Here is a 22,167-nt window from a genome sequence, read left to right as displayed (position 1 = left end):
CTGATGGGAATGGCGCGGTTTTTTATGCTTACTCTTTGGCGATTGGCGTGTCGATGATCTGCGGTGCTTTAGCTCCCTGAATATCAGCGACGCGTTTTTCCACATCCTTCACCTGGCTTGCGTTGTGCAGCAGGGTGTAGGTCAGGTCGAAACGGGTGCTCTGGCCCGGTTCCAGTTTCTTCACGCGTTTCTGTTCGCGTTCAATGGTCACCGGATAGGCGTAGCTGGTACCCGGTTCAATCCCCGTCACATAGCCCTGTTTCAGGGTGTCGGTATTTTTCCACAGCGTCAGCACCGGCAACTGCTGGGTGTTAAAGCTGATGGCCGCCCCTTTATCACCGGCTTTGTTAATTACCGCCGCCACGGTCTCTTTACGCGCATCAGCCAGCGGCTTGAAGTTAAAGACCATTTCATCGAAGCCTTTGGTCGGCCCGCTATAGGTTTGCCAGTTTTTCAGCCCGGCTTTGGCGTAATCGTTGAACGGGCTGACGCTCTCAACAGGGGCGATAAAGCGCGCGCCCTCTTCCAGAATCGGCGTGCCGAAGTTGCTGTGGTAGATGATTTGGTAATCGTGCGCGTAATCAGCATGGTTGGTCAGCACATCATGCAGGGTAAAGCTGTTGCTGCCCGGAATATAGCTCAGCTCCATTTCGGTTTGCAGATCGGCTTTTTTGAAGGTGCTCTCTTTTACCAGCCCACGAATGCGAATTTCATACGGCGCTTTCTCGCTGACATCCACGGAAACCTGTGAGGCCGGGGTGTTGCCCACTTTGCCGTGAAGGGTATAAATCTGCCCGTCAGCGGTGACCGGATGGCCGGTCCATTCATAGCCACAGCGCACCAGCATTTCGTTGAATCCTTCCAGCCACCCCAGACCATTGCGGCTTTCCAGATTCATATACGCCGGGTTAACCACCTCTTTTACCGGTGAATCCCAGCCCATCCGCACGCCAAAACCTTCTACACGAAGCAAATTCATGCCGCGAGTCGGGCTCAGGGTGATTGTCAGGCCATTCTGGCTGCTGATGGTGATGATTTTACTGCCTTCCTGCTTGCCGCCGTGCAGGACTTTTTGCTCAATGCTGAAAGTCTGATCTTTAATTTTCAGCTGCTGGCTGGTGACCTGCCAGTTTCCTTGTTCTACGCCGCTTTCAGCGCTTGTCAGCAACCATGTTTTTGCACAGACGTTGCCAGAGATAAGCAGAGCGAGGGTTGATAACACCAGGGCTTTCTTCATTTTTATTCCTTTTTTGCTGAATCGATTATTTTCATGACCCCTGAAATCTAATAATTGCTGACGCTAAAAAATGTGATCCGTTTCATCTGGTGTAATTAAGCGCAATTGAGTGATCAAAAGTCTGCTATTGATCGCTTTTAACTATGTAATCATGAAAGTCCATGCATAAAATCTGTGAACTAGGATGATTTTAGCTTTAACGATTCAGCTTAAATAAGCTGTGATTATCAAACAGATAGCTGTTAAGGAAGCGTTGCCAAAAAGGCAGGGAGAAGAGGAAAAACGATGTGCGGGGCGAGCCGCACATCCGGGGGAGATTACTCTGCGGCTTCGGACAGCTCGCGCAGGTACTGGAAAATCAAACGCGCGGATTTCGGCGGTTTGTTTCCTTCCTTCTCTTTCTTCGCGTTGCGGATAAGCGTACGTAATTGCTGACGGTCCGCATCCGGCCACAGGCCTAACACTTCCGCAATGGCGTCATCACCTTCCTCAATCAGGCGGTCGCGAATCTGTTCCAGCTTGTGGAAAAACGCCACCTGTTGGTTATGGCGGTTTTTCAGCTTATCCAGCGCCTGGCGAATTGGCTCAACGTCACGTTGACGCAGCAATTTACCAATCAACTGTAACTGGCGGCGGCGGCCTTCCATCTTGATGCGCTGTGCCAGTTCAATGGCGTCGCGCAGATCCTGGTCGAGCGGGATTTTCTCCAGCGCATTTTTACCCAGGTCTACCAGTTCTGCGCCCAGGCGTTTTAATTCCTCGGCGTCGCGTTTAATTTCACTCTTACTGACCCAGATGATCTCATCATCTTCGTCCTCGATGTCGTCACCGGGAACGTCGTCGAGCCAGTCGTCGGGCTGCTTTGTCATCTCAGGTTCCTCAAAAAAGAGGCTAATGTTACCAGTTAAGGGGCGCACTGAAAAACGGTTCTCTGTTAGACTTCAAAGATTCTCTCCTCTAATTATGGCATTGGCGATGAAAGTAATCACACAAGTTGCACAACAACGCAAAGCACTGGAAGAAGCGGTTTCTACCGCGCTGGAGTTGGCCTCCGGAAAAGCGGATGGTGCGGAAGTGTCTGTCAGCAAGACCACCGGGATCAGCGTCAGCACGCGCTACGGTGAAGTGGAGAACGTAGAATTCAACAGCGACGGTGCGTTAGGCATTACGGTTTATCATCAAAATCGCAAAGGCAGCGCGTCGTCCACCGATTTAAGCCCGGATGCGATTGCCCGCACCGTGCAGGCCGCGCTGGATATCGCCCGCTACACGTCGCCGGATCCCTTTGCCGGGGTGGCGGATAAAGAGCTACTGGCCTTCGAAGCACCGGATCTGGATCTCTTCCATCCGGCGGAGGTGACGCCAGACGAAGCCATTGATCTGGCTTCACGCGCAGAGCAGGCGGCGCTGAAAGCTGACAAGCGCATTAACAATACCGAAGGCGGCAGTTTTAACAGCCACTACGGCGTCAAAGTCTTCGGCAACAGCCACGGTATGCTGCAGGGCTATGCCTCCACGCGTCACTCGCTCTCAAGCTGCGTTATCGCCGAAGAGAACGGGGATATGGAGCGCGATTACGCTTACACCATTAGCCGTGATATTCGCGATTTGCAAAGCCCTGAATGGGTGGGGGAAGAGTGCGCGCGCCGTACGCTCTCTCGCCTTGCTCCGCGTAAACTCTCCACCATGAAAGCGCCGGTCATTTTTGGCCATGAAGTGGCGACTGGCCTGTTCGGGCATCTGGTCGGGGCAATTGCGGGTGGTTCGGTGTACCGCAAATCCACCTTCCTGCTTGACTCGCTGGGTAAGCAAATTCTGCCGGAATGGCTGACCATTGAAGAACATCCGCATTTGCTGAAAGGGCTGGCCTCTACGCCGTTCGACAGCGAGGGGGTGCGCACAGAGCGTCGCGACATCATCAAAGATGGCGTATTAACGCAGTGGCTGCTGACTAATTACTCCGCACGCAAACTGGGGCTGAAAAGCACCGGGCACGCGGGCGGGATCCACAACTGGCGGATCGCCGGGCGCGGCCTGAGCTTTGAGCAATTGCTTAAGCAGATGGGTACCGGTCTGGTGGTTACCGAACTGATGGGGCAGGGTGTTAGCGGTATTACTGGCGACTACTCCCGCGGTGCGGCGGGGTTCTGGGTGGAAAACGGTGAAATTCAGTACCCGGTAAGTGAGATCACCATTGCAGGAAATCTGAAAGATATGTGGCGTAATATCGTTACGATTGCTGACGATATCGAAACACGTAGTAATATTCAGTGTGGTTCAGTGTTGTTACCGGAGATGAAAATCGCCGGTCAGTAATGCCCGCCATATTTCAGGTTACAGGCGCGTTGGTTGTACGTGCGCACTCCGGTCGTTTACTCCTGTAAGCGGCTGGAATTCACACGTTTTCCGGCTGCCTGAATCTCGAATTATTGAGGGTATGGCTTTTTTTAATAATAAAAAAGGAAGTGAGCAATGCGGAAAAAACTGCTGGCGATGTTAGCTGTCTCTACCCTTGTCCTGGGCTCGGCACATGTCTTTGCTGCCGACCTTGAAGATGACATGGACACCCTCAACAAAAATCTCCAGGTTGTCGAAAAATCGGATGACGCCGCCACCATTAAAGATGCGTTAACCAAAATGCGCACGGCTGCCGAAGATGCGCAAAAAGCGACACCGCCGAAGCTGGAAGGTAAAGCACCGGACAGCCCTGAAATGAAAGACTACCACCAGGGGATGCAAACGCTGATTGGTCAGATCGACGGCGCGCTGAAACTGGCGAACGAAGGCAAAGTCAAAGAAGCAAAAGCGGCGGCTGAAGATTTTAAAGCCACCCGCAACAGCAACCACAAGAAGTTCCGCTAACTATCCCGAAGCGGGGCAAATGCCCCGCTTCTCTCCCCGCTACGGGACAAGTACGATTTTCCCGCTAAATTCCCGGTTCTCCAGCAAACGATGCGCTTTTGCCCCTTCCCTCAGTGAAAACGCGGTGATATCGGGCAGCGAAACGTGACCCTCTTTGATAAGCCCGAACAGGCGATCCGCCCGCCGTTGACGTTGCTCCCGCGAGGTCAAGTATGTCCACAGATCGGCCCCCAGCACCCCAGAAGATTTCAGTAAAAACTCAGCCGGATCCACGGCCGGAATTTTTCCTCCTGACATACCAAACAGCACCACGCGACCGCCTTCTTTCACGGCTTCGAGGCTTTGCAACAGGGTGCTGCCGACGGAGTCAAAAACGATATCGCAGCCTGCGGCCTGTTTCTGCCAGGTGTCATAACCCACCGCAATTTCCGCCCCGTGGGCAAGGCAGATGGCCTGCTTCTCCTGGCTTGATGCTACGGCAAGCACCTGAACACCCCGGTGGACGAGCATCCGCGTCAGTAGCCGCCCAACACCACCGGCAGCGGCCAGTACGGCAACGCGCATCCCCGGCAACACCGGCAATACATCGTGGATCAGGTAATCAGCGGTTAATCCTTGCAACAGCACGGCGGCGGCCTGCGCCTCGCTAAGCCAGTCGGGAAGGTGAATAGCATGGGTTTGCGGCACGATAACGTGGCTGGCATGTGCCAGCGGCACATCGGTAAAGCCAATACGATCCCCCGGCTGCCAGCCGCTGACCCCCGCACCGACCTGCACCACGCGCCCGGCCCCTTCATAACCCGCTGTCCAGGGGGCGTCTCCGGCAAGAGGATAGCGTCCCTGTCGCCGATAGACATCGGCAAAGTTAAGCCCGGCCGCGGAAATTTCAACGAGAATATCGCCCGGCCCTGGCTGCGGCGTGACGCTCTCTCGCAAGTACAACACGTCGGCAGATCCAAACTCATCGAAAACCAGTGATTGCATAATAAAATGACCTAATAGAGGGTAATGTGACGATTATTCCTCCCTGTTATGGGCGGATAAAGTGGAGTCTGTTATTTTGATTTGATAGCCAGGGTTTAGAATTGGGGTGGTGAATGGATTACTTAAAATGCGTTGAGTCCTTTGTCCGCACGGTAACCTGCGGCAGCTTCACCGCGGCGGCGGAAGAGCTGGGCATCACCCCGGCGATGGTGGGTAAACATGTGCGCGAACTGGAAGCCAGAACGGGATGCCAGTTGATTCACCGGACGACCCGGCGACAAGGGCTGACGGATGCCGGCCAGCGTTTTTACCAGTATGGCCTGCAGATTCTCGCCACCATTCGTGAGGCGGACGGGCTGGCAAACCACCTGTATGACAATGTCGCGGGCATGCTGCGTATCAGTGCGCCGGTGACCTTTGGCCAGCGCGTTCTCACCCCCATCCTGTCGCGATTTTTGCAGCAATATCCTGGGGTCGATGCTGAAATGGTGCTGACCGATCGGAAAGTGGATCTGATTGAAGAGCGCTTCCAGTTGGCGATACGCATTGGCAATATCAACGATGACGGGATCGTCGCCATTCCGCTTCCGCCGTATCGTATGATCCTCGCCGCCTCCCCCGAATACCTGCAACGCCACGGTACGCCGCTCACGCCACAAGATCTGAGGCAGCATCATTGCATCAGTTTCAGCCAGTGGCGCTCGGATCATAGCTGGCAACTGGAAGGCCCGTCCGGGAAGCTGGAGATTGCGATTACACCGCGTCTGATGGTCGATTCTGGCGAGGCGATACGCCAGGCGGCGCTCGCCGGGTTGGGGATAGTGCAGCACTCTGTTCTGACGTTACAACAGGATATCGACGACGGCCGTCTCTGCCCGGTGCTGCCAGACTACCTGCCACCTCCGCGCCCCATGCATTTGCTGCGCTTACCGATCAGGCCGCTGCTGCCGATTGTTTCCTCGTTTACCGACTATTTTTTGCAGGCGCTAAAAACGACCCTTTGATCCTTTTTCATAAGGAACCCTTATCTCGTCACACTTTTCTCTTCATGTTGACCGTTTTTTTATTCTCCCGTAGCCCCGTTTTTCCGCATTTTTCCATCAAAGCTGTGAGCGCTGCACAGTGAAAAGCCCCGGAGGGGCGCATTAATGTGGCGCAGATCACTAAAGTCTCCCGGCTTTCCACTTCAAAGTGGAAAACTCCTCGCTACAAACTCTTAACCTGCAACGTTAGTTTTATTCCAGGCCATTAACGGGGTAAGACGAGTGAAAAACGGAGCGGTAATGAACGACGCTGGAGACGGGGCGGAACAAACGGCAAGCCTGGCCGGGCATATGCTCACGCAGGTATACACTTTGCTGAGCCAGCACAACATCACGCCTAACGCGGTGCAGCAGCAGATGTTGACCTCGCATGTCCGTGCGATGGCGCACCGGTCAGTGACTGGCGAGCCGCTACCGGAGGTGGATGCCAGCCTGTTTGACGAAATCTCGCCTGAATCAATGCAACTTGCCCGCGACGTCGTGGCGCAATTTGGCAACCTCCCGGAAGAAGAAGCCTGGCTACTGTCGGTGCACTTCGAAGTGGCAAAAGACAACCTGTAAGGAGCGAACAATGGAACAGATTACCGTAGTGATTGGCGACCGTCTGGGTAAAGGCCAGAAAGTGGCGGCAGGTGTTGAGAAAGCCGGTGGGCGCGCCGTGGTGGTGCCGGGTGTGGCGGCGGATATGAAGCTGGGCGATGTGATGAAAGCGGAAAACGCGACGTTCGGCATCTCGTTTTGCGGCAGCGGCGGCGCGGGGGCTATCACCGCGCAAAACAAACACGGCTATAAAGCCAAATACGGCATGCGTTCGGTTGAAGAGGGCGTTACCGCCATCAACGAAGGCTGCAATGTACTGGGTTTCGGCTTTATGGATAAAGAAGAGTTAGGCGAGCGCCTGGTGCAGGCGTGGCAGAAAAAATACGGCGCGTAACCATGAAAGAACAGTTCACCACCACGGTCAGGGTTAAAGGGAAAGGCGAGGCGAAAGCGCGCGCGTTTTCCGATGCGCTGAACCATGTTCAGGCCGCGGTGATGAAAGCGTCGCCGCACATTTTACTGCGTATAGAGCCACAGGACGTGCAGGTTGTTCATGCGCATGAAACGACGCGGAAAGAGGCTTTTTTGTTCTTCTTTCTGCGCCGCGAAAGACGGACATACAGCGTGGAGCTGGATGTCACCGTCAACGTGACCGCCATCAATCTCGACAAAGTGGATTTCGTCACGCAACGCTGATTTTGACTAAAAGGGCAGACTGATGTTCCTGATAATTTTAATAAAATCGCTCATCATCGGCGGCCTTGTGGGCGTCGGGGTAGGCGCTGGGGCTGCACGCATGTTTCATGCGCCAACCACGCAAGGGATGGGCGCATTTCGTACACTCGGCGAGCTGAATTCCTGCGAAGGGGATCCGGCTTCTCACTTCTCCTTTGGGTTAGGTTTCTTCTTCAATGCCTGGGCCTCGTCCGTAGCGGCGGGTTCCTTCACTCAGGACGTTGATCATCGCATCATTCCGAACTGGGGCGCGGCGGCGTTGATGGTGAAAAACCGCAACGTCGGCGAAACCCTCCACGATCCGAAAAAGATGGCTATCGCCTGCGGTCTGATCGGCATGATCGTGGTGACCTTCCTTAACCTGACGGCCTCCTCCGTTCCGGCGGCACTACAGGTGACGGCGGTGAAAGTTCTGGTGCCTGCGGCGAACCTGCTGGTTAACACCGTCATGCCGGTGATCTTCTGGCTGGCGGCGATCGATGCGGGGAAAAAATCCGGCTTCTGGGCCACCGTTTTTGGCGGTGCCGCGCAGCTCATCATGGGTAACGCCGTGCCGGGCCTGGTGCTGGGTATTCTGATTGGTAAAGGTGTGGAAGAGAGCGGCTGGCATCGCGTCACCAAAGTGATGATGAGCGCCATTGTGGCCCTGTTTGTCCTGAGCGCCTTCTTCCGTGGCTTCGATCTGAAAATGATCCAGTCCTTCCACCTGAGCGCGCCGAACTGGCTGGAGCTCATCCATAACTCGCTCAGCGGCAAGTAAGGAACGATGATGGAACAGAATAAAGGTTTTTGGTACGCCGACTGGTCATTCCCGATTTTTGTCGGTCTGCTCTCTTCCGGCGTCTTCGCCGGGACCCATATGTACTACCTCTACGGCATCGGTGCCTTTAACGAAGTGGCGTTCGTGGCGATGCTGAAATCGGGAATTGATACCGGCGCCTACGGCGCGGTGGCGGCCTTTGGCGCGAGCTTCCTGTTCGCCCGCATTATCGAAGGTTCACTGGTGGGGATTCTGGACATCGGCGGGGCGATTCAAACCGGCGTTGGTCTCGGCGTTCCCGCGCTACTGCTGGGCGCGGGGATTATGTTCCCGGTGACCAACTTTATCGCTTCGCTGGCGACCGGCCTGGTGATTGGCCTGGCGATTGGTTACATCATCATTCTGGCGCGTAAGTTCACCATCAACCAGAGCGATTCCACCTACGGGGCGGACGTCATGATGGGGGCGGGCAATGCTTCCGGCCGTTTCCTGGGCCCGTTGATTATCCTCAGCGCGATGACCGCGTCGATTCCTATCGGCATCGGCTCTCTGATTGGCGCGCTGCTGTTCTACCTCTGGCAAAAACCGATTACCGGGGGCGCTATCCTCGGGGCGATGCTGCTGGGCTCCATTTTCCCGATTGCACTTTGATCTGACCGGGCGCGTAAGCGCCCGTTATCACTGGAGATTCGCATGTTTGATTTACTCCTGCGCCGGGCGCGTCTGGTGGATGACACGGTGACGGATATCGCCATCGAAAACGGTAACATCGCGGCGCTGGGCGACATTAGCGGCCCGGCGATGAAAACCGTTGATTTAGGTGGTGAGCATTATGTGAGTGCGGGCTGGATTGACTCCCACGTCCATTGCTACTCCAAATCGCCGATTTACAATGACCAGCCGGACAGCGTCGGTATCGCGACGGGGGTGACCACGGTCATTGATGCGGGAAGTACGGGGGCAGACGACATTGATGACTTTTATGCCATTACCCGTAAGGCGGTGACCGAGGTCTATGCGCTACTGAATATCTCCCGCGTTGGGCTGATCGCGCAAAACGAACTGGCAAACATGGCGAATATTGACGCCGATGCCGCGCGCGACGCGGTGAAACGCCATCCGGATTTTATCGTCGGCCTGAAAGCGCGTATGAGCAGTAGCGTCGTCGGCGAGAACGGCATTAAGCCACTAGAGCGCGCCAAAGCTATCCAGCAAGAGAACGGCGACCTGCCGTTGATGGTTCATATCGGTAACAACCCACCGGACCTGGATGAGATTGCCGATCTGCTGACTTCCGGCGACATCATCACCCACTGCTATAACGGCAAACCCAACCGCATTCTGACGCCATCCGGCGAACTGCGTGCCTCTATTACGCGTGCCATTGCGCGCGGCGTGCGTCTGGATATCGGCCACGGTAGCGCCAGTTTTAGCTTTGCCGTCGCAAAACAGGCTATTGCCCTTGGCATTCTGCCGCAGACTATCAGTTCTGATATCTACTGCCGCAACCGGATCAACGGCCCGGTCTTCTCGCTGGCGAAAGTGATGTCCAAATTCCTGGCTATTGGCATGTCGCTGCCACAGGTGATTGCCTGTGTGACCGACCATGCCGCCGACGGACTGCGTTTGCGTCGCAAAGGCCGGCTTGCCGTAGGCTATGACGCCGACCTGACCATTTTCGACCTGCGCCGTCAGCCCGCGCTCTTTCGTGACGCGGAAAACGACACCCTGCAGGCCGACCTGTTACTCACGCCGCTTGCCGCTATTCGCGCAGGCAAAGGCTATATGACCGAACAAGGGAGTGCGGAACATGTCTTCGATTTATGAAAAATATCAGTTAAAGCAAGTGATTAACGCCTCCGGGCGCATGACGATGCTGGGGGTTTCCACACCGCGCCCGGAAGTCGCTGAGGCCGTGTTGAACGGCATGAATCACTACTTCGAAATGAAAGATCTGGTGAACAAAACCGGCGACTACATTGCGAAGCTGCTGGAAGTGGAAGGGGCGACGGTTGTCTCCTGCGCCTCGGCGGGGATCGCCCAGTCGGTGGCGGCGGTACTGGTGAAAGATAGCGACTGGTTGCTGGAAAACCTGCACAGCACGACGATTGAGAACAACGAAATCGTCCTGCCACGCGGCCATAACGTCAACTTCGGCGCCCCGGTGGGCACCATGGTGGCGCTGGGCGGTGGAAAGGTGGTTGAAGCAGGCTATGCCAACGAGTGCTCTGCCGACCAACTGGCGGCGGCCATCTCCCCGCGCACGGCGGCAATCCTCTACATCAAATCGCATCACTGTGTACAAAAAAGCATGCTGAGTGTGGAACAGGCGGCGGTAGTGGCACGTAAACACAACCTGCCGCTGATTGTGGATGCGGCGGCGGAAGAAGATTTGCAGTGCTATTACCGTGCCGGGGCAGATCTGGTGATTTACAGCGGTGCGAAGGCGATCGAAGGGCCAACCAGTGGGCTGGTCATCGGCAAAACACAGTACGTGGAGTGGGTCAAACGCCAGACGGCGGGGATCGGGCGCGCCATGAAAGTGGGCAAAGAGGGTATCCTCGGGCTGACATGTGCCATTGAGCACTACCTGAGCGCCACCAAAGAGAGCGGCGCAGAGATGGTCGCCAAAATGACGCCGTTTATCGACAGGCTGAATACCCTCAACGGCGTCAGCGCCCGCGTGGTGTGGGACAGCGCCGGTCGTGATATCGCCCGGAGCGAAATCAAGTTTGATGAAGCGATCACCGGCATTGCCACCGGCGAGCTGGTCAGTGCCCTGAAACAGGGGGAATACGCCATTTATTTCCGTGGCTACAAAGCCAATGAAGGGATCATCGAAGCCGATGTACGCAGCGTGAGCGCTGAACAACTGGACATTGTGGCGAACCGTATCGCCGAAGAACTTAATAAGGAGCCCCGCGCATGAAACTGACGCCCAATTTTTACCATGACCGTGTCTGCCTGAATGTGCTGGCGGGGAGCAAAGAGAACGCCAGCGCTATTTACGAGGCCGCAGAAGGTCATGTTCTGGTGGGGGTGCTCTCCAAAAACTACCCGGATGTGGCAAGCGCGGTGGCAGATATGCGGGAGTATGCGGCGCGTATCGACAATGCCCTCTCCGTGGGCCTGGGAGCGGGTGATCCGAACCAGTCGGCGATGGTGAGCGCCATCTCCCGTGAAGTACAGCCGCAGCATGTTAACCAGGTCTTTACCGGGGTGGCGACCAGCCGTGCGCTGCTCGGCCAGAACGCGACCGTAGTGAACGGTCTGGTGTCGCCAACGGGCACGCCGGGTCTGGTCAAAATCTCTACCGGGCCGCTCAGCAGCCAGGCGGCAGATGGCATCGTCCCGGTGGAAACGGCGATTGCACTGCTCAAAGACATGGGCGGCAGTTCGATTAAATATTTCCCGATGGGCGGCCTGAAATGTCGCGAAGAGTACCAGGCGGTGGCGGAAGCGTGCGCGCGTTATGACTTCTGGCTGGAGCCGACGGGCGGTATCGATCTGGAGAACTTTGGTGAGATTTTGCAGATCGCACTGGACGCAGGGGTGAGTAAAATCATTCCTCATATTTATAGTTCTATTATTGATAAGGTAAGCGGCGATACCCGCCCTGCGGATGTCCGCCAGTTGCTGGCGATAACCCAACAGCGCGTGGGTTAACACACCCTCACCCCGACCCTCTCCCTCAGGGAGGGGGAGAAAAGCCATGTTAAGAGGACAACGACGTGCGATTCCCCAACCAACGTTTAGCGCAACTGTTTATGATGTTGCAGAACGAGACGCTGCCGCAGGATGAACTGGCGCAGCGGCTGTCGGTTTCCACGCGTACCGTCCGGGCTGATATCACTGCGCTGAATGCTTTGCTGGAAAGCCACGGGGCGCAGTTTATCCTCAACCGTGGCAGCGGTTATCAGCTAAAAATTGACGACGCCAGCCGTTATCAGACCCTGCAGGCAGAGCGTCCGCGCACGCTGCGTATCCCCCGCAGCGGAGCGGAACGGGTACAGCATCTTCTGCTGCGTTTTCTGACGTCGGCCTTTTCCATCAAGCTGGAGGATCTGGCGGACGAGTGGTTTGTCAGTCGCGCCACGTTGCAAAATGACATGGCGGAGGTGAGGGAGTGGTTTTCCCGCTACCGCCTGACGCTGGAAACCCGACCGCGTCACGGTATGAAGTTGTTCGGCAGCGAAATGGCGCTGCGTGCCTGCCTGACGGATTTACTCTGGGAACTGACGCAGCAGAATGCCCGCAACCCGCTTGTCACCGAAGAGGCGCTCAATAAAGGGATACCGGAGCAACTGGCGGTGATTCTTCGCGATGTTTTTACCCGGCATCATATTCGGCTGACCGATGAGGGCGAGCGCTTCATCCGCCTGTATTGTGCGGTAGCGGTACGCCGTATCAGCGAAGGGTTTCCGCTGTCAGAGTTCACCGCCGAAGACGGTGACGAGAATGTGCGGGATGCTGCGCGCGAGATTGCCGCCGCGCTGCAACAGCTTGCCGAAAAACCGCTGGCGGCTTCGGAAGTCCACTGGCTGCGGGTGCATATCGCCGGGCGTCAGTTGCAGGACATTACCCCCAGCGCCATCAGTGCGGACGATGACGAAGCGCTGGTCAATTACATCCTCAATTACATCAACACCCACTATAACTACAACCTGCAAAACGATGTGCAGTTACATGCGGATCTGCTTACCCATATCAAGACCATGATCACCCGGGTGCGCTATCAAATCATGATCCCTAATCCGTTGCTGGATAACATCAAACAGCACTACCCGATGGCGTGGGACATGACGCTGGCCGCGGTCTCCAGTTGGGGGAAATATACGCCGTATGTGATCAGCGAAAACGAAGTCGGCTTTCTGGTGCTGCACATCGGCGTTGGGCTGGAGCGGCATTACAACATTGGCTATCAGCGCCAGCCGCGGGTGATGCTGGTGTGCGATGCGGGTAACGCGATGGCGCGAATGATTGAGGCGGTGCTGCAACGCAAATATCCACAGATTGAGGTCACCCGTACGCTGACGCTGCGCGACTATGAGCAGTGCGAGGCCATTAGCGAAGACTTTGTTATCTCCACGGCAAGGATCAGCGATAAAGAGAAGCCGATTGTGACCATCGCGCCGTTCCCGACGGACTACCAGCTTGAACAGATCGGCAAACTGGTGCTGGTGGACAGAACGCGGCCGTGGATTCTGGAAAAGTATTTCGATGCTTCGCATTTCACGATTATCGACCAGCCGTTAGACAGACAAACGTTGTTCACTACGCTTTGTGCCCAGCTTCAGCGGGAAGGGTTTGTTGATGCGGATTTCCTCGACTCGGTCGTGGAACGTGAAGCGATTGTCAGCACCATGCTGGGTGAGGGGATCGCGCTGCCGCACTCGCTGGGCCTGCTGGCGCAAAAGACGGTGGTCTATACGGTGCTGGCGCCCCAGGGTATTCAGTGGGGAGAGGAGACGGCTCACGTTATTTTCCTGCTGGCCATTAGCAAAAGTGAATATGAGGAGGCGATGGCGATATACGATATTTTCGTCACGTTCTTACGCGAGCGGGCAGCATCCCGATTGAGCGCCTGTAAGGATTTCATGTCATTTAAAGCCGTAGCCATGGAATGCGTTAGCCGCTTTTAATGGGGATTGCGCGTTGAAACAACGCGCCCCACCTGACCAGACGTTACTGCTTAATATTCCGAAAGAGTAAAACGAATATTCTATTTAAAGCTTGTGCTTATTTTCCTTGGCGGAAATAAGGTTTTCTTATTTTATATATCTGTGTGCGTAGTAAATGATTTACTATTCCGCAAGCAAGATTGATTATATTTTTTAATATTTATTCTGCGTTACCGGCGTGAGATTTAATAGTCTCTCCCGGAGTCCCTGCAATGTTTGCCATCTCTATATTTAACGATTCCTGAACGCTTTCTGTAGAACGACTAAACTGTTGCTGCAGGTCTTGCGCCGTTAATTTGACGCCAGAGAGGGCATCAACCATCTCTTCACTCCCGTCAGGATATTTCACCACCGAGACCAGCCGACCATGAAATAGCGGGATGCCCGTCATCTCCAGGGTGTAGTCAGTCTTTTTTATTTCTTCCTGTTTTAATTGATGTTGTTTCTTAATTTCCTCCGCTGTTTTGGACGATAGCGAAAGTTTGGTGCTGCTATCATCGCTGCCAGAGCTATTAGTGTCAGAATTAGCATCTGCTGATTTAGGTTTATTTCGCAGACCAAACGTACTTTCATTATTTGATAAATGAGGATCACCAAGTGTGCCTGCGCTTACGGCGGTAACTTTATCAATACCGTTCATTGTCATCTCCGAAAAATGCAATCCAGGACCTGACGCAAGGAGCCTTCTGCCTCGTTGGATGATGAATCTACGCGGGAAAGAACGAGACTACGTCATTATCGGCAGTAATAAAAATATGTTTAGTAAATAATCACACTAAGGGTTCTTTCACTTTTTTTGAACGATAGATACAAATAGTTCTGCTTTCCCTAACTGGCTGGCAGGGCTACTCTTTTCACAGTCAGAGTAAACAGCCTGCGGGGTGTTTGCTCTCGTTTAAAGGACCGACAGGAAGCAGCGAACCATGAACTCGTTTCAGCGAATTTTGAACGCATTACTTTCCCGGGAGCAGCCTGTCACGCACACCCCAACTCCGTTGGAATTCACCACGCTTTCAGGAGGCGTTATGCCAGAGAACTACCTTGCCTTAGCGAAACAACGCAGAACCATTTATGCACTGGGCAAAGACCTGCCGTTGCCGGAAGATGACGTTGTTCAGACGATTCAGGACGCCATCAAGCAAGCGCCATCCGCGTTCAACTCGCAGAGTTCTCGCGCGCTGATCCTGCTGGGTAATGAGCACAATAAATTCTGGGAACTGGTCCGTGAGCAACTGAGAAAAATTGTTCCGGCAGAGAGCTTCCACGCCACCTCCGACAAACTCGATGGTTTTGCCGCTGCCGCGGGTTCCGTGCTGTTCTTTGAAGATCAGGACGTCGTAACCGGGCTGCAGGAGCAGTTTGCCGCCTACGCCGACAACTTCCCGATTTGGTCAGAGCATAGTTCAGGTATCGCGCAATATGCGGTATGGCTGGCACTGGCAGAGAAAGGCATTGGCGCCAACCTCCAGCACTACAACCCGCTGGTGGATGCGGATGTTCAGCGTACCTGGAATATCCCGGCGAGCTGGAAACTGCGTGCGCACATGAACTTTGGTTCGATTATTGCGCCTGCAGGCGACAAAGCCTATATGGATGACGCCAAACGCTTTATCGTGGCGAAATAATCCGCCCAGGCTGGATGTATCACGTGTCTTCGTCGCCCCGGCAGCATCGCGCCGCCGGGGAAAACCCGGATGGCGGCGCAAGCGCCCGATCCGGGTGACTGATAACCCTGGTACCTGTGCCGGGGTTTTACTATCGCAGGTGATGCACCACCTGGTTGCTGCTGCCCCGCCAGATAAGCGCCGGGTCTTTTAGATCCTGCACAAATTTCCCGTCGATCAATACGTTAATTAAATCGACAACGGCCATTTGCGCGTCGTTCAGCTCGTTTAACTTATACCCCGTCCAGACCCAGATATCTTTGCCCGGACATTCGGTGCGGATGCGCTGCACCAGCTTGAGGATATCCGGGACATTCTGCGGATGGAGCGGATCGCCGCCGGACAACGAGATCCCCTGGCGCTTGACGCGGGTGTCGTTGAGATCGTCAATGATCTGGTCTTCCATCTCTTTGGTAAACGGCTGGCCCGAATTCAGCCGCCAGGTGCTTTTGTTGTAGCAGCCGGGGCATTCGTGTATGCACCCGGAGACAAACAGGGTGCAGCGCGTGCCGGGGCCGTTGACGATGTCGACAGGGTAGTATTGATGAAACCTCATTTTCGCTTCCCAATTGACGCCATTACTGCGTTGGCTGCTCTCACTCACCGGGGTCACTTACTTATGTAAGCTCGCCGGGATTCGCTCGTTTGCCGCCTTGTCCTGACGCCAATTGCTTTGCGAAAAGCGCGGATCAGGTAAGTTACAGTAATTGAAGTTGCTTTCGATCGGTCCCCTCTCCCTTGAGGGAGAGGGTTAGGGTGAGGGGGAGAGGTCGGTAAAAAACTTAACCTATCTGCCCATTCCCCAGATGCTTAACCCGGCGCTTCACTTCTTCCTGCTTCCCGGCGTTAAACGGACGGGCATCCGGACTACCGAGATAACCGCACACGCGGCGGGTCACCGATACACGTGCTGCATCGTGGTTGCCGCATTTCGGGCAGGTGAAGCCTTTACTGGTACACTCGAACTCGCCGGTAAAACCACACTCGTAGCACTCATCTATCGGCGTATTGGTCCCGTAATAGGGCACATGCTGATAGCTGTAATCCCAGACATCTTCCAGCGCACGCAGGTTGTGCTGAATATTCGGATACTCGCCGTAGCAAATGAACCCCCCGCTGGCGAGCGGTGGATATGGCGCTTCGAAATCAATCTTGTCGTACGGGTTTACCTTCTTCTCGACATCAAGATGGAAGCTGTTGGTGTAATAACCTTTATCCGTCACGCCATCCACCACGCCAAACTCAGCGGTATCCAGACGGCAGAAACGGTCACACAGGTTTTCACTTGGGGTGCTGTAGAGGCTAAAACCGTAGCCGGTCTCTTCTTTCCATTGATCCACCGCCTGGCGCAGACGTTCTACAATCGCAACGCCTTTGGCACGCAGCGTTTCACTGTCGAACATATGCTCTTTGCCGAACAGCGCGTTAATGGTTTCGTGGATGCCGATAAAGCCAAGCGAGATAGACGCACGGCCGTTTTTGAAAATTTCAGAGACGTCGTCGTCCGCTTTCAGACGTACGCCGCAGGCCCCTTCCATATAGAGGATCGGTGCCACACGCGCTTTCACCCCTTCCAGACGGGCGATACGGGTCATCAGCGCCTTACGCGCCAGCACCAGACGTTCATCCAGCAGTTTCCAGAACGCGGCTTCGTTGCCTTTGGCTTCCAGCGCGATGCGCGGCAGGTTCAGGCTGATGACGCCCAGGTTGTTACGCCCGTCGTGGATCTGTTCGCCGTTCTCTTCGTACACGCCGAGAAAGCTGCGGCAGCCCATTGGGGTTTTAAACGAGCCGGTCACTTTCACGACCTGATCGTAGTTGAGGATGTCCGGGTACATGCGTTTGCTCGCGCACTCCAGCGCCAGTTGTTTGATGTCGTAGTTCGGGTCATCAAACTTATGGTTCAGGCCATCTTTAATGGCGAAAACCAGCTTCGGGAACACGGCGGTTTTACGGTTTTTACCAAGACCCGCGATGCGGTTACGCAGAATCGACTGCTGAATCAGACGCGATTCCCAACTGGTGCCAAGACCAAAGCCGAAGGTGACGAACGGGGTCTGGCCGTTGGCGGTGTGCAGCGTATTGACTTCATATTCCAGTGACTGGAAGGCGTCGTAACACTCTTTTTCCGTGCGGCTGTGTGCGTAGCCGTCGGCATCCGGAATTTTCCATTCGTCGGCGACTTTACGGTGTTTGGCAAAGCTTGCGGTGACAAACGGCGCCAGCACTTCGTCGATACGGTTGATGGTGGTACCGCCGTAAATGTGGCTGGCGACCTGTGCGATAATTTGCGCGGTCACTGCGGTTGCGGTAGAGATGGATTTCGGCGGCTCAATTTCCGCGTTGCCCATTTTAAAGCCGTGGGTCAGCATGCCTTTCAGGTCGATCAGCATGCAGTTGAACATCGGGAAGAACGGCGAATAGTCGAGATCGTGATAATGGATTTCACCACGCTCATGCGCCAGTACCACATCGCGCGGCAACAGGTGCTGACGGGCATAGTGTTTGGCAACAATGCCGGCCAGCAGGTCGCGCTGGGTCGGAATGACTTTACTGTCTTTGTTTGCGTTTTCGTTCAGCAGTGCGGAGTTGGTCTGTTCCACCAGCCCGCGAATTTCCTGGTTCAGGCGGCCCCGTTTTTCACGCGCGATATCACGATCGTGGCGATATTCAATATAGGCACGCGCGAGCTGCTTGTGGGAACCGGACATGAGCTGGTTTTCGACAGCGGTCTGGATTTCGTTGATGTCGACCTGTGAACGGTTTTGCATCTGCTGACTGACAATTTCTGCGACGGTGGCGCAATAGTCCGCGTCATCGACTCCCGCTGCTTTAGCTGCACGCAGAATGGCTTCTTTGATGCGCTCTGATTTGAACGGCACTTTCTTACCGTCTCGTTTCATCACATGCGGTGTCATGATCACTCCATATTAAAAACAGGTTATCCACAGAGGTGAGGAATTATTCACTGGAGGTAAGTGTTGTTGCGACAGTGAGTTCCCCGAATCCTGACCCTTGTTATCCACAATTCCGGCCAGCGTCGATGCCGTTGCTTTGTTGGAATAATAGACGATTAATACAATATGTTGGGTCGGCGTGCATTCTAAGTTCTATATATAGTGATTTGCATCAAACAAGTTTGCGATTTTTTTGATTCAGAACAAAGTAAAAAAGGGAGAGTACAAACGGCGGGCACTGGCGGCTTTGTAAATTCTACCAAGAAAAATCTGATTAATTATTCAACAAAAACAGTAAGGTAATAGGACACGCGGATATAACGCACTCCCCGGTGTCGCTATGCTTGCCAGGGCTACGAATTTCTTTTCCCCCTCTCCCTCAGGGAGAGGGCCGGGGAGAGGGAGAAAACCGGTCGTTGCCCGGATAAGGCGCCTGCGCCGCATCCGGGGCCAGGTCAGTCGTCGGATTGCAGCCACCATACCGCTTCAAACGGACGCAGCGTCATCTCACCGGGCGCCGGGGAAATTTCGGCGTAATTGCTCATGATCGGCTGCCACTGCCCTGGCATCTCTTTAGGTTGCCACTGCTGGCATTCACGACTCAGGTTTGCCGCCACCACCAGCGTCTGCCCCAGCCACTGACGGCGATAACACCACAACCATGGGTGCGCGGGCAGCAAATCCTCATAATCGCCCCAGGTCAGGATCGGCTGCTCTTTACGCAAGGCGATCAGACGCAGATAGGTATAAAACACTGAATCCGGATCGTTCATCGCCGCCTGCGCGTTAACTTCGTCGCGGTTTTCACACAGGCCAATCCAGGGTTCACCGGTTGTGAACCCGGCATGCTTCTCGCCCGACCATTGCATTGGCGTGCGGCTGTTATCGCGGGATTTACTGGCCAGAATCGCCAACAGCTCATCGGCATCGCGTCCGCTGGCCCGTAATTCGGCAAACATATTGTGGCTTTCCACGTCCCGATAATCGGTGATTCGCGTAAAATGCGGATTGGTCATCCCAATCTCTTCGCCCTGGTAGATATAGGGCGTCCCTTGCATACCGTGCAGCACCATCGCCAGCATTTTGGCGGACGGCACGCGCAGTTCGCCTTCATCACCAAAGCGCGACACAATGCGCGGCTGGTCGTGGTTACACCAGAACAACGCATTCCACGCCACTTTATGCATGCCCTGCTGCCAGTGGCTGAACAGCGATTTCAATGCCACGAAATCCGGGCGCGCCAGCTCCCACTTCTTACCGCCGGGATAATCCACTTTCAGATGGTGGAAGTTGAACGTCATCGACAGTTCGCGTCCATCCAGCGCGGCATATTGCTGGCAATGTTCCAGCGAGGTCGATGACATTTCGCCTACCGTCATCAGGTTACGCGGCTGGAAAACATCCCGGCTCATCTCCTGCAAGAATTCATGGGCACGCGGCCCGTCCGTATAAAAACGACGGCCATCACCGTCATGATCGTCCGGGAAATCCTGATCTTTGGAGATCAGATTGACCACATCCAGGCGTAAACCGTCGACACCGCGATCGGCCCAGAATTCGCAGACCTTTTTCAGTTCGCTGCGAACCGCCGGGTTTTCCCAGTTCAGATCCGCCTGCTCCGGCGCAAAGAGATGCAGATAGTACTGCTCGCTTGCCGCGTGCCAGCGCCAGGCGTTGCCGCCAAACTTCGAGCGCCAGTTATTGGGAAGTTCATCCGGTGTGCCATCGCGCCAGATATAAAAACTGCGGTACGGGCTGGCGGGATCCTGAGACTCACGAAACCAGGCGTGCTGGGTGGAGGTGTGGTTAAACACCATATCCAGCACCAGACGAATGCCGCGCGCTTTGGCCTGAGCGACCAGCTCATCAAAATCTTCCAGCGTACCGTAGAGCGGGTCGATTGCGGTGTAATTGGCTACGTCGTAGCCGTTATCCACCTGCGGTGAGATATAAAACGGTGTCAGCCAGATGGCGTCTACGCCGAGGGTTTTCAGGTAATCGAGGCGCATAATCACGCCGCGTAAATCGCCCGTGCCGCTGCCGGTCGTGTCCTGGAAGCTCTTCGGATAGATCTGGTAGATAACACCGTTCTGCCACCAGTGAGGAAGGGTATTCATAATGATTTCCTGGTAAAAGCGAAGGGGCGCAATCGCGCCCCAAAAAAGTTACACAATCTGCAGCGTGCCCTGGCGGAACTTACGCTGGTAAACCACCGAGGTCAGCGCCATCGGCACGATAATCGCGACGGCCATCGCCAGTGCGAACACCTGCCAGAAAGAGGGCTGAATGGAGAGGATGCCCGGCAGGCCGCCGACACCGATGCCATTTGCCAGCACGCCGTTCAGGCCACACAGCAGCCCGGCAAGACCGGAGCCGACCATCGCGCAGAGCATCGGGAAGCGGTATTTCAAGTTGATGCCGTACATTGCCGGTTCGGTCACGCCGAGATAAGCCGCAATGGCCGCCGGGACGGAGATTTCACGTTCGTTCTGTTTACGGCTGACAATAATGATCCCGGTTACCGCTGATGCCTGAGCAATGTTAGAGAGCGCAATCAGTGGCCACACCGGGGTGCCGCCCATGCTCTGAATCATCTGCATGTCGATAGCCAGCGTCGTCTGGTGCACACCGGTAATGACCAGCGGCGCATAGAGGAAGCCAAACAGCGCCGCGCCAATGGGCGCAAAGCTGCCGGTCATCAGGTGGCGTACCGCGAAGGCCACGCCATCGCCGATCATGCGGCCGAACGGGCCAATAAAGGCATGAGCGAGGAACACCGCCAGCAGCAGGGAACAGACCGGCACGACCACCAGATAGAGGTAATCCGGCACCCATTTTTTAAGGCGCGTTTCAATGAGCCCCAGCGCCAGACCGGCCAGCAGGGCAGGAATAACCTGTGCCTGATAACCCACTTTGGCGATGCTAAACAGCCCGAAATTCCAGACTTCCGGCACCTGGGAGCCGAGCAGGTAAGCATTCATCAGTTGCGGGGAGACGAGGGTCACGCCCAGCACGATCCCAAGGATCGGCGTGCCGCCCATTTTACGTACCGCCGACCAGCAGATGCCCACCGGCAGATAGAAGAAAATCGCCTCGCCAATCAGCCACAGGAAGTCGTAGACGGTTTTGAGGCCGGGGTACATCTGCGCCAGCGTCTGGCCGTTACTCATCGGCAGATCGCCAATGACGTTACGGAAGCCCAGGATCAAACCGCCGCTGATCAACGCAGGCAAGAGGGGGAAGAAGATCTCGGCAAAGTGTGAGATCAACTGTTCGTGCCATTTCATGTTCTGGCGCGCCGCACGTTTGATCTGTTCTTTATCGGCAGAGGCCTGGCCGATGGCACTGATGAGTGCCTGATACCAGTCGCCCACGTCGGTACCAATAACAACCTGAAACTGCCCGGCGTTGGTAAAGCAGCCTTTGACCATCGGCAGCGTTTCGATGGTTTTTGGGTCGGCTTTGTCCGGTGCGTTCAGGACAAAACGCAGGCGGGTGATGCAATGACTCACCGTAGCGATGTTTTCACGTCCGCCGACCAGTTCAATAAGCCTGGCGAGATCCTCTTGTCTGACTTTGCTCATCGTGATGCCCCACTGAGAGAAATAATGACTGCTGATGAATGTGCGCAAGCATATCCATTGGCTCAATAACTGAAAATGGGAACGTTCCCGAAACCAAGCGAAGATCACAATAAACCGTGC

Annotated in this window: 21 protein-coding genes; 13 read left to right on the top strand and 8 right to left on the bottom strand. The window is 55.1% G+C overall.

What is annotated here, in order from left to right; translation table 11 throughout:
• Positions 1–28: 28 nt before the first annotated feature.
• The gene (locus ABIB59_RS20215; protein WP_071193499.1) at positions 29–1,237 is read right to left on the bottom strand and encodes an aldose 1-epimerase family protein; all 1,209 of its coding nucleotides are present in this window, start codon (positions 1,235–1,237) and stop codon (positions 29–31) included.
• A 317-nt stretch (positions 1,238–1,554) separates the two neighbouring features.
• Entirely contained in the window at positions 1,555–2,106 is a 552-nt protein-coding gene (gene yjgA / locus ABIB59_RS20210; RefSeq protein ID WP_039077752.1) for a ribosome biogenesis factor YjgA, read from the bottom strand.
• Positions 2,107–2,200: 94 nt separating this feature from the next.
• Here yjgA and pmbA point away from each other — a divergent pair, with 94 nt between their 5' ends.
• Positions 2,201–3,553, top strand: a complete 1,353-nt coding sequence (gene pmbA / locus ABIB59_RS20205) for a metalloprotease PmbA (RefSeq protein WP_039077751.1) — start codon at positions 2,201–2,203, stop codon at positions 3,551–3,553.
• A 156-nt stretch (positions 3,554–3,709) separates the two neighbouring features.
• A complete protein-coding gene (gene cybC / locus ABIB59_RS20200; RefSeq protein ID WP_039077750.1) occupies positions 3,710–4,099 on the top strand; it encodes a cytochrome b562 in 390 nt (129 codons plus the stop codon).
• A gap of 39 nt (positions 4,100–4,138) precedes the next feature.
• Here cybC and ABIB59_RS20195 read toward each other — a convergent pair whose 3' ends face one another.
• Positions 4,139–5,083: a quinone oxidoreductase family protein gene (locus ABIB59_RS20195; protein ID WP_354036773.1), complete on the bottom strand. Its 945-nt coding sequence runs from the start codon at positions 5,081–5,083 to the stop codon at positions 4,139–4,141.
• Between the two features lie 113 nt (positions 5,084–5,196).
• On the opposite strand from ABIB59_RS20195, the gene ABIB59_RS20190 reads away from it, so the two are divergent.
• The 10 genes from ABIB59_RS20190 (at position 5,197) to ABIB59_RS20145 (ending at position 13,803) form a co-directional block, all read left to right on the top strand.
• Positions 5,197–6,087, top strand: a complete 891-nt coding sequence (locus tag ABIB59_RS20190) for a LysR family transcriptional regulator (RefSeq protein ID WP_132439839.1) — start codon at positions 5,197–5,199, stop codon at positions 6,085–6,087.
• Positions 6,088–6,348: 261 nt separating this feature from the next.
• Complete coding sequence (locus ABIB59_RS20185) at positions 6,349–6,687, top strand: PRD domain-containing protein (protein ID WP_075203554.1); 339 nt, start codon at positions 6,349–6,351, stop codon at positions 6,685–6,687.
• Between the two features lie 10 nt (positions 6,688–6,697).
• Positions 6,698–7,060 carry an SFCGS family glycine-rich protein gene (locus ABIB59_RS20180; RefSeq protein ID WP_020456288.1) on the top strand — a complete coding sequence of 121 codons (363 nt, stop codon included), beginning with the start codon at positions 6,698–6,700 and terminating at the stop codon, positions 7,058–7,060.
• A gap of 2 nt (positions 7,061–7,062) precedes the next feature.
• Positions 7,063–7,362 carry a DUF4312 family protein gene (locus tag ABIB59_RS20175; protein WP_039077746.1) on the top strand — a complete coding sequence of 100 codons (300 nt, stop codon included), beginning with the start codon at positions 7,063–7,065 and terminating at the stop codon, positions 7,360–7,362.
• Positions 7,363–7,384: 22 nt separating this feature from the next.
• Positions 7,385–8,161, top strand: coding sequence for a DUF4311 domain-containing protein (locus tag ABIB59_RS20170; RefSeq protein WP_039077745.1), 777 nt, complete (start codon positions 7,385–7,387; stop codon positions 8,159–8,161).
• Positions 8,162–8,170: 9 nt separating this feature from the next.
• Positions 8,171–8,812 carry a DUF4310 family protein gene (locus ABIB59_RS20165; protein ID WP_039077744.1) on the top strand — a complete coding sequence of 214 codons (642 nt, stop codon included), beginning with the start codon at positions 8,171–8,173 and terminating at the stop codon, positions 8,810–8,812.
• A gap of 42 nt (positions 8,813–8,854) precedes the next feature.
• Positions 8,855–9,988 (top strand): amidohydrolase/deacetylase family metallohydrolase, encoded by a 1,134-nt coding sequence (locus tag ABIB59_RS20160; RefSeq protein WP_079497714.1) that lies wholly within the window; start codon positions 8,855–8,857, stop codon positions 9,986–9,988.
• Entirely contained in the window at positions 9,972–11,090 is a 1,119-nt protein-coding gene (locus ABIB59_RS20155; protein WP_317077559.1) for a DgaE family pyridoxal phosphate-dependent ammonia lyase, read from the top strand. The genes ABIB59_RS20160 and ABIB59_RS20155 overlap by 17 nt, the downstream gene beginning before the upstream one ends.
• Complete coding sequence (gene dagF / locus ABIB59_RS20150; RefSeq protein ID WP_039077741.1) at positions 11,087–11,827, top strand: 2-dehydro-3-deoxy-phosphogluconate aldolase; 741 nt, start codon at positions 11,087–11,089, stop codon at positions 11,825–11,827. The genes ABIB59_RS20155 and dagF overlap by 4 nt, the downstream gene beginning before the upstream one ends.
• A 65-nt stretch (positions 11,828–11,892) precedes the next feature.
• On the top strand, positions 11,893–13,803 hold the full coding sequence (locus tag ABIB59_RS20145; protein ID WP_354036769.1) for a BglG family transcription antiterminator: 1,911 nt from the start codon (positions 11,893–11,895) through the stop codon (positions 13,801–13,803).
• 199 nt (positions 13,804–14,002) lie between these two features.
• On the opposite strand, the gene ABIB59_RS20140 is transcribed toward ABIB59_RS20145, so the two are convergent.
• Positions 14,003–14,482 carry a hypothetical protein gene (locus ABIB59_RS20140; RefSeq protein ID WP_052249205.1) on the bottom strand — a complete coding sequence of 160 codons (480 nt, stop codon included), beginning with the start codon at positions 14,480–14,482 and terminating at the stop codon, positions 14,003–14,005.
• 385 nt (positions 14,483–14,867) lie between these two features.
• On the opposite strand from ABIB59_RS20140, the gene ABIB59_RS20135 reads away from it, so the two are divergent.
• A complete protein-coding gene (locus tag ABIB59_RS20135; RefSeq protein WP_039077739.1) occupies positions 14,868–15,467 on the top strand; it encodes a nitroreductase family protein in 600 nt (199 codons plus the stop codon).
• 130 nt (positions 15,468–15,597) lie between these two features.
• On the opposite strand, the gene nrdG is transcribed toward ABIB59_RS20135, so the two are convergent.
• From nrdG to treB, 4 genes are all read right to left on the bottom strand, one after another.
• Positions 15,598–16,062 carry an anaerobic ribonucleoside-triphosphate reductase-activating protein gene (gene nrdG / locus ABIB59_RS20130; protein WP_354036767.1) on the bottom strand — a complete coding sequence of 155 codons (465 nt, stop codon included), beginning with the start codon at positions 16,060–16,062 and terminating at the stop codon, positions 15,598–15,600.
• A 226-nt stretch (positions 16,063–16,288) separates the two neighbouring features.
• A complete protein-coding gene (gene nrdD / locus ABIB59_RS20125) occupies positions 16,289–18,424 on the bottom strand; it encodes an anaerobic ribonucleoside-triphosphate reductase (protein WP_354036765.1) in 2,136 nt (711 codons plus the stop codon).
• A gap of 494 nt (positions 18,425–18,918) precedes the next feature.
• A complete protein-coding gene (gene treC, locus ABIB59_RS20120; RefSeq protein WP_354036763.1) occupies positions 18,919–20,580 on the bottom strand; it encodes an alpha,alpha-phosphotrehalase in 1,662 nt (553 codons plus the stop codon).
• A gap of 48 nt (positions 20,581–20,628) precedes the next feature.
• Complete coding sequence (treB, locus tag ABIB59_RS20115; protein ID WP_071193507.1) at positions 20,629–22,047, bottom strand: PTS trehalose transporter subunit IIBC; 1,419 nt, start codon at positions 22,045–22,047, stop codon at positions 20,629–20,631.
• Positions 22,048–22,167: the final 120 nt, after the last annotated feature.

This window comes from Citrobacter sp. UYEF32, from assembly GCF_040546205.1.
Taxonomy (GTDB): domain Bacteria; phylum Pseudomonadota; class Gammaproteobacteria; order Enterobacterales; family Enterobacteriaceae; genus Phytobacter; species Phytobacter diazotrophicus.
Note: the sequence above shows the minus strand (reverse complement) of the source record. Positions and strands in the feature narration are given on the sequence as shown.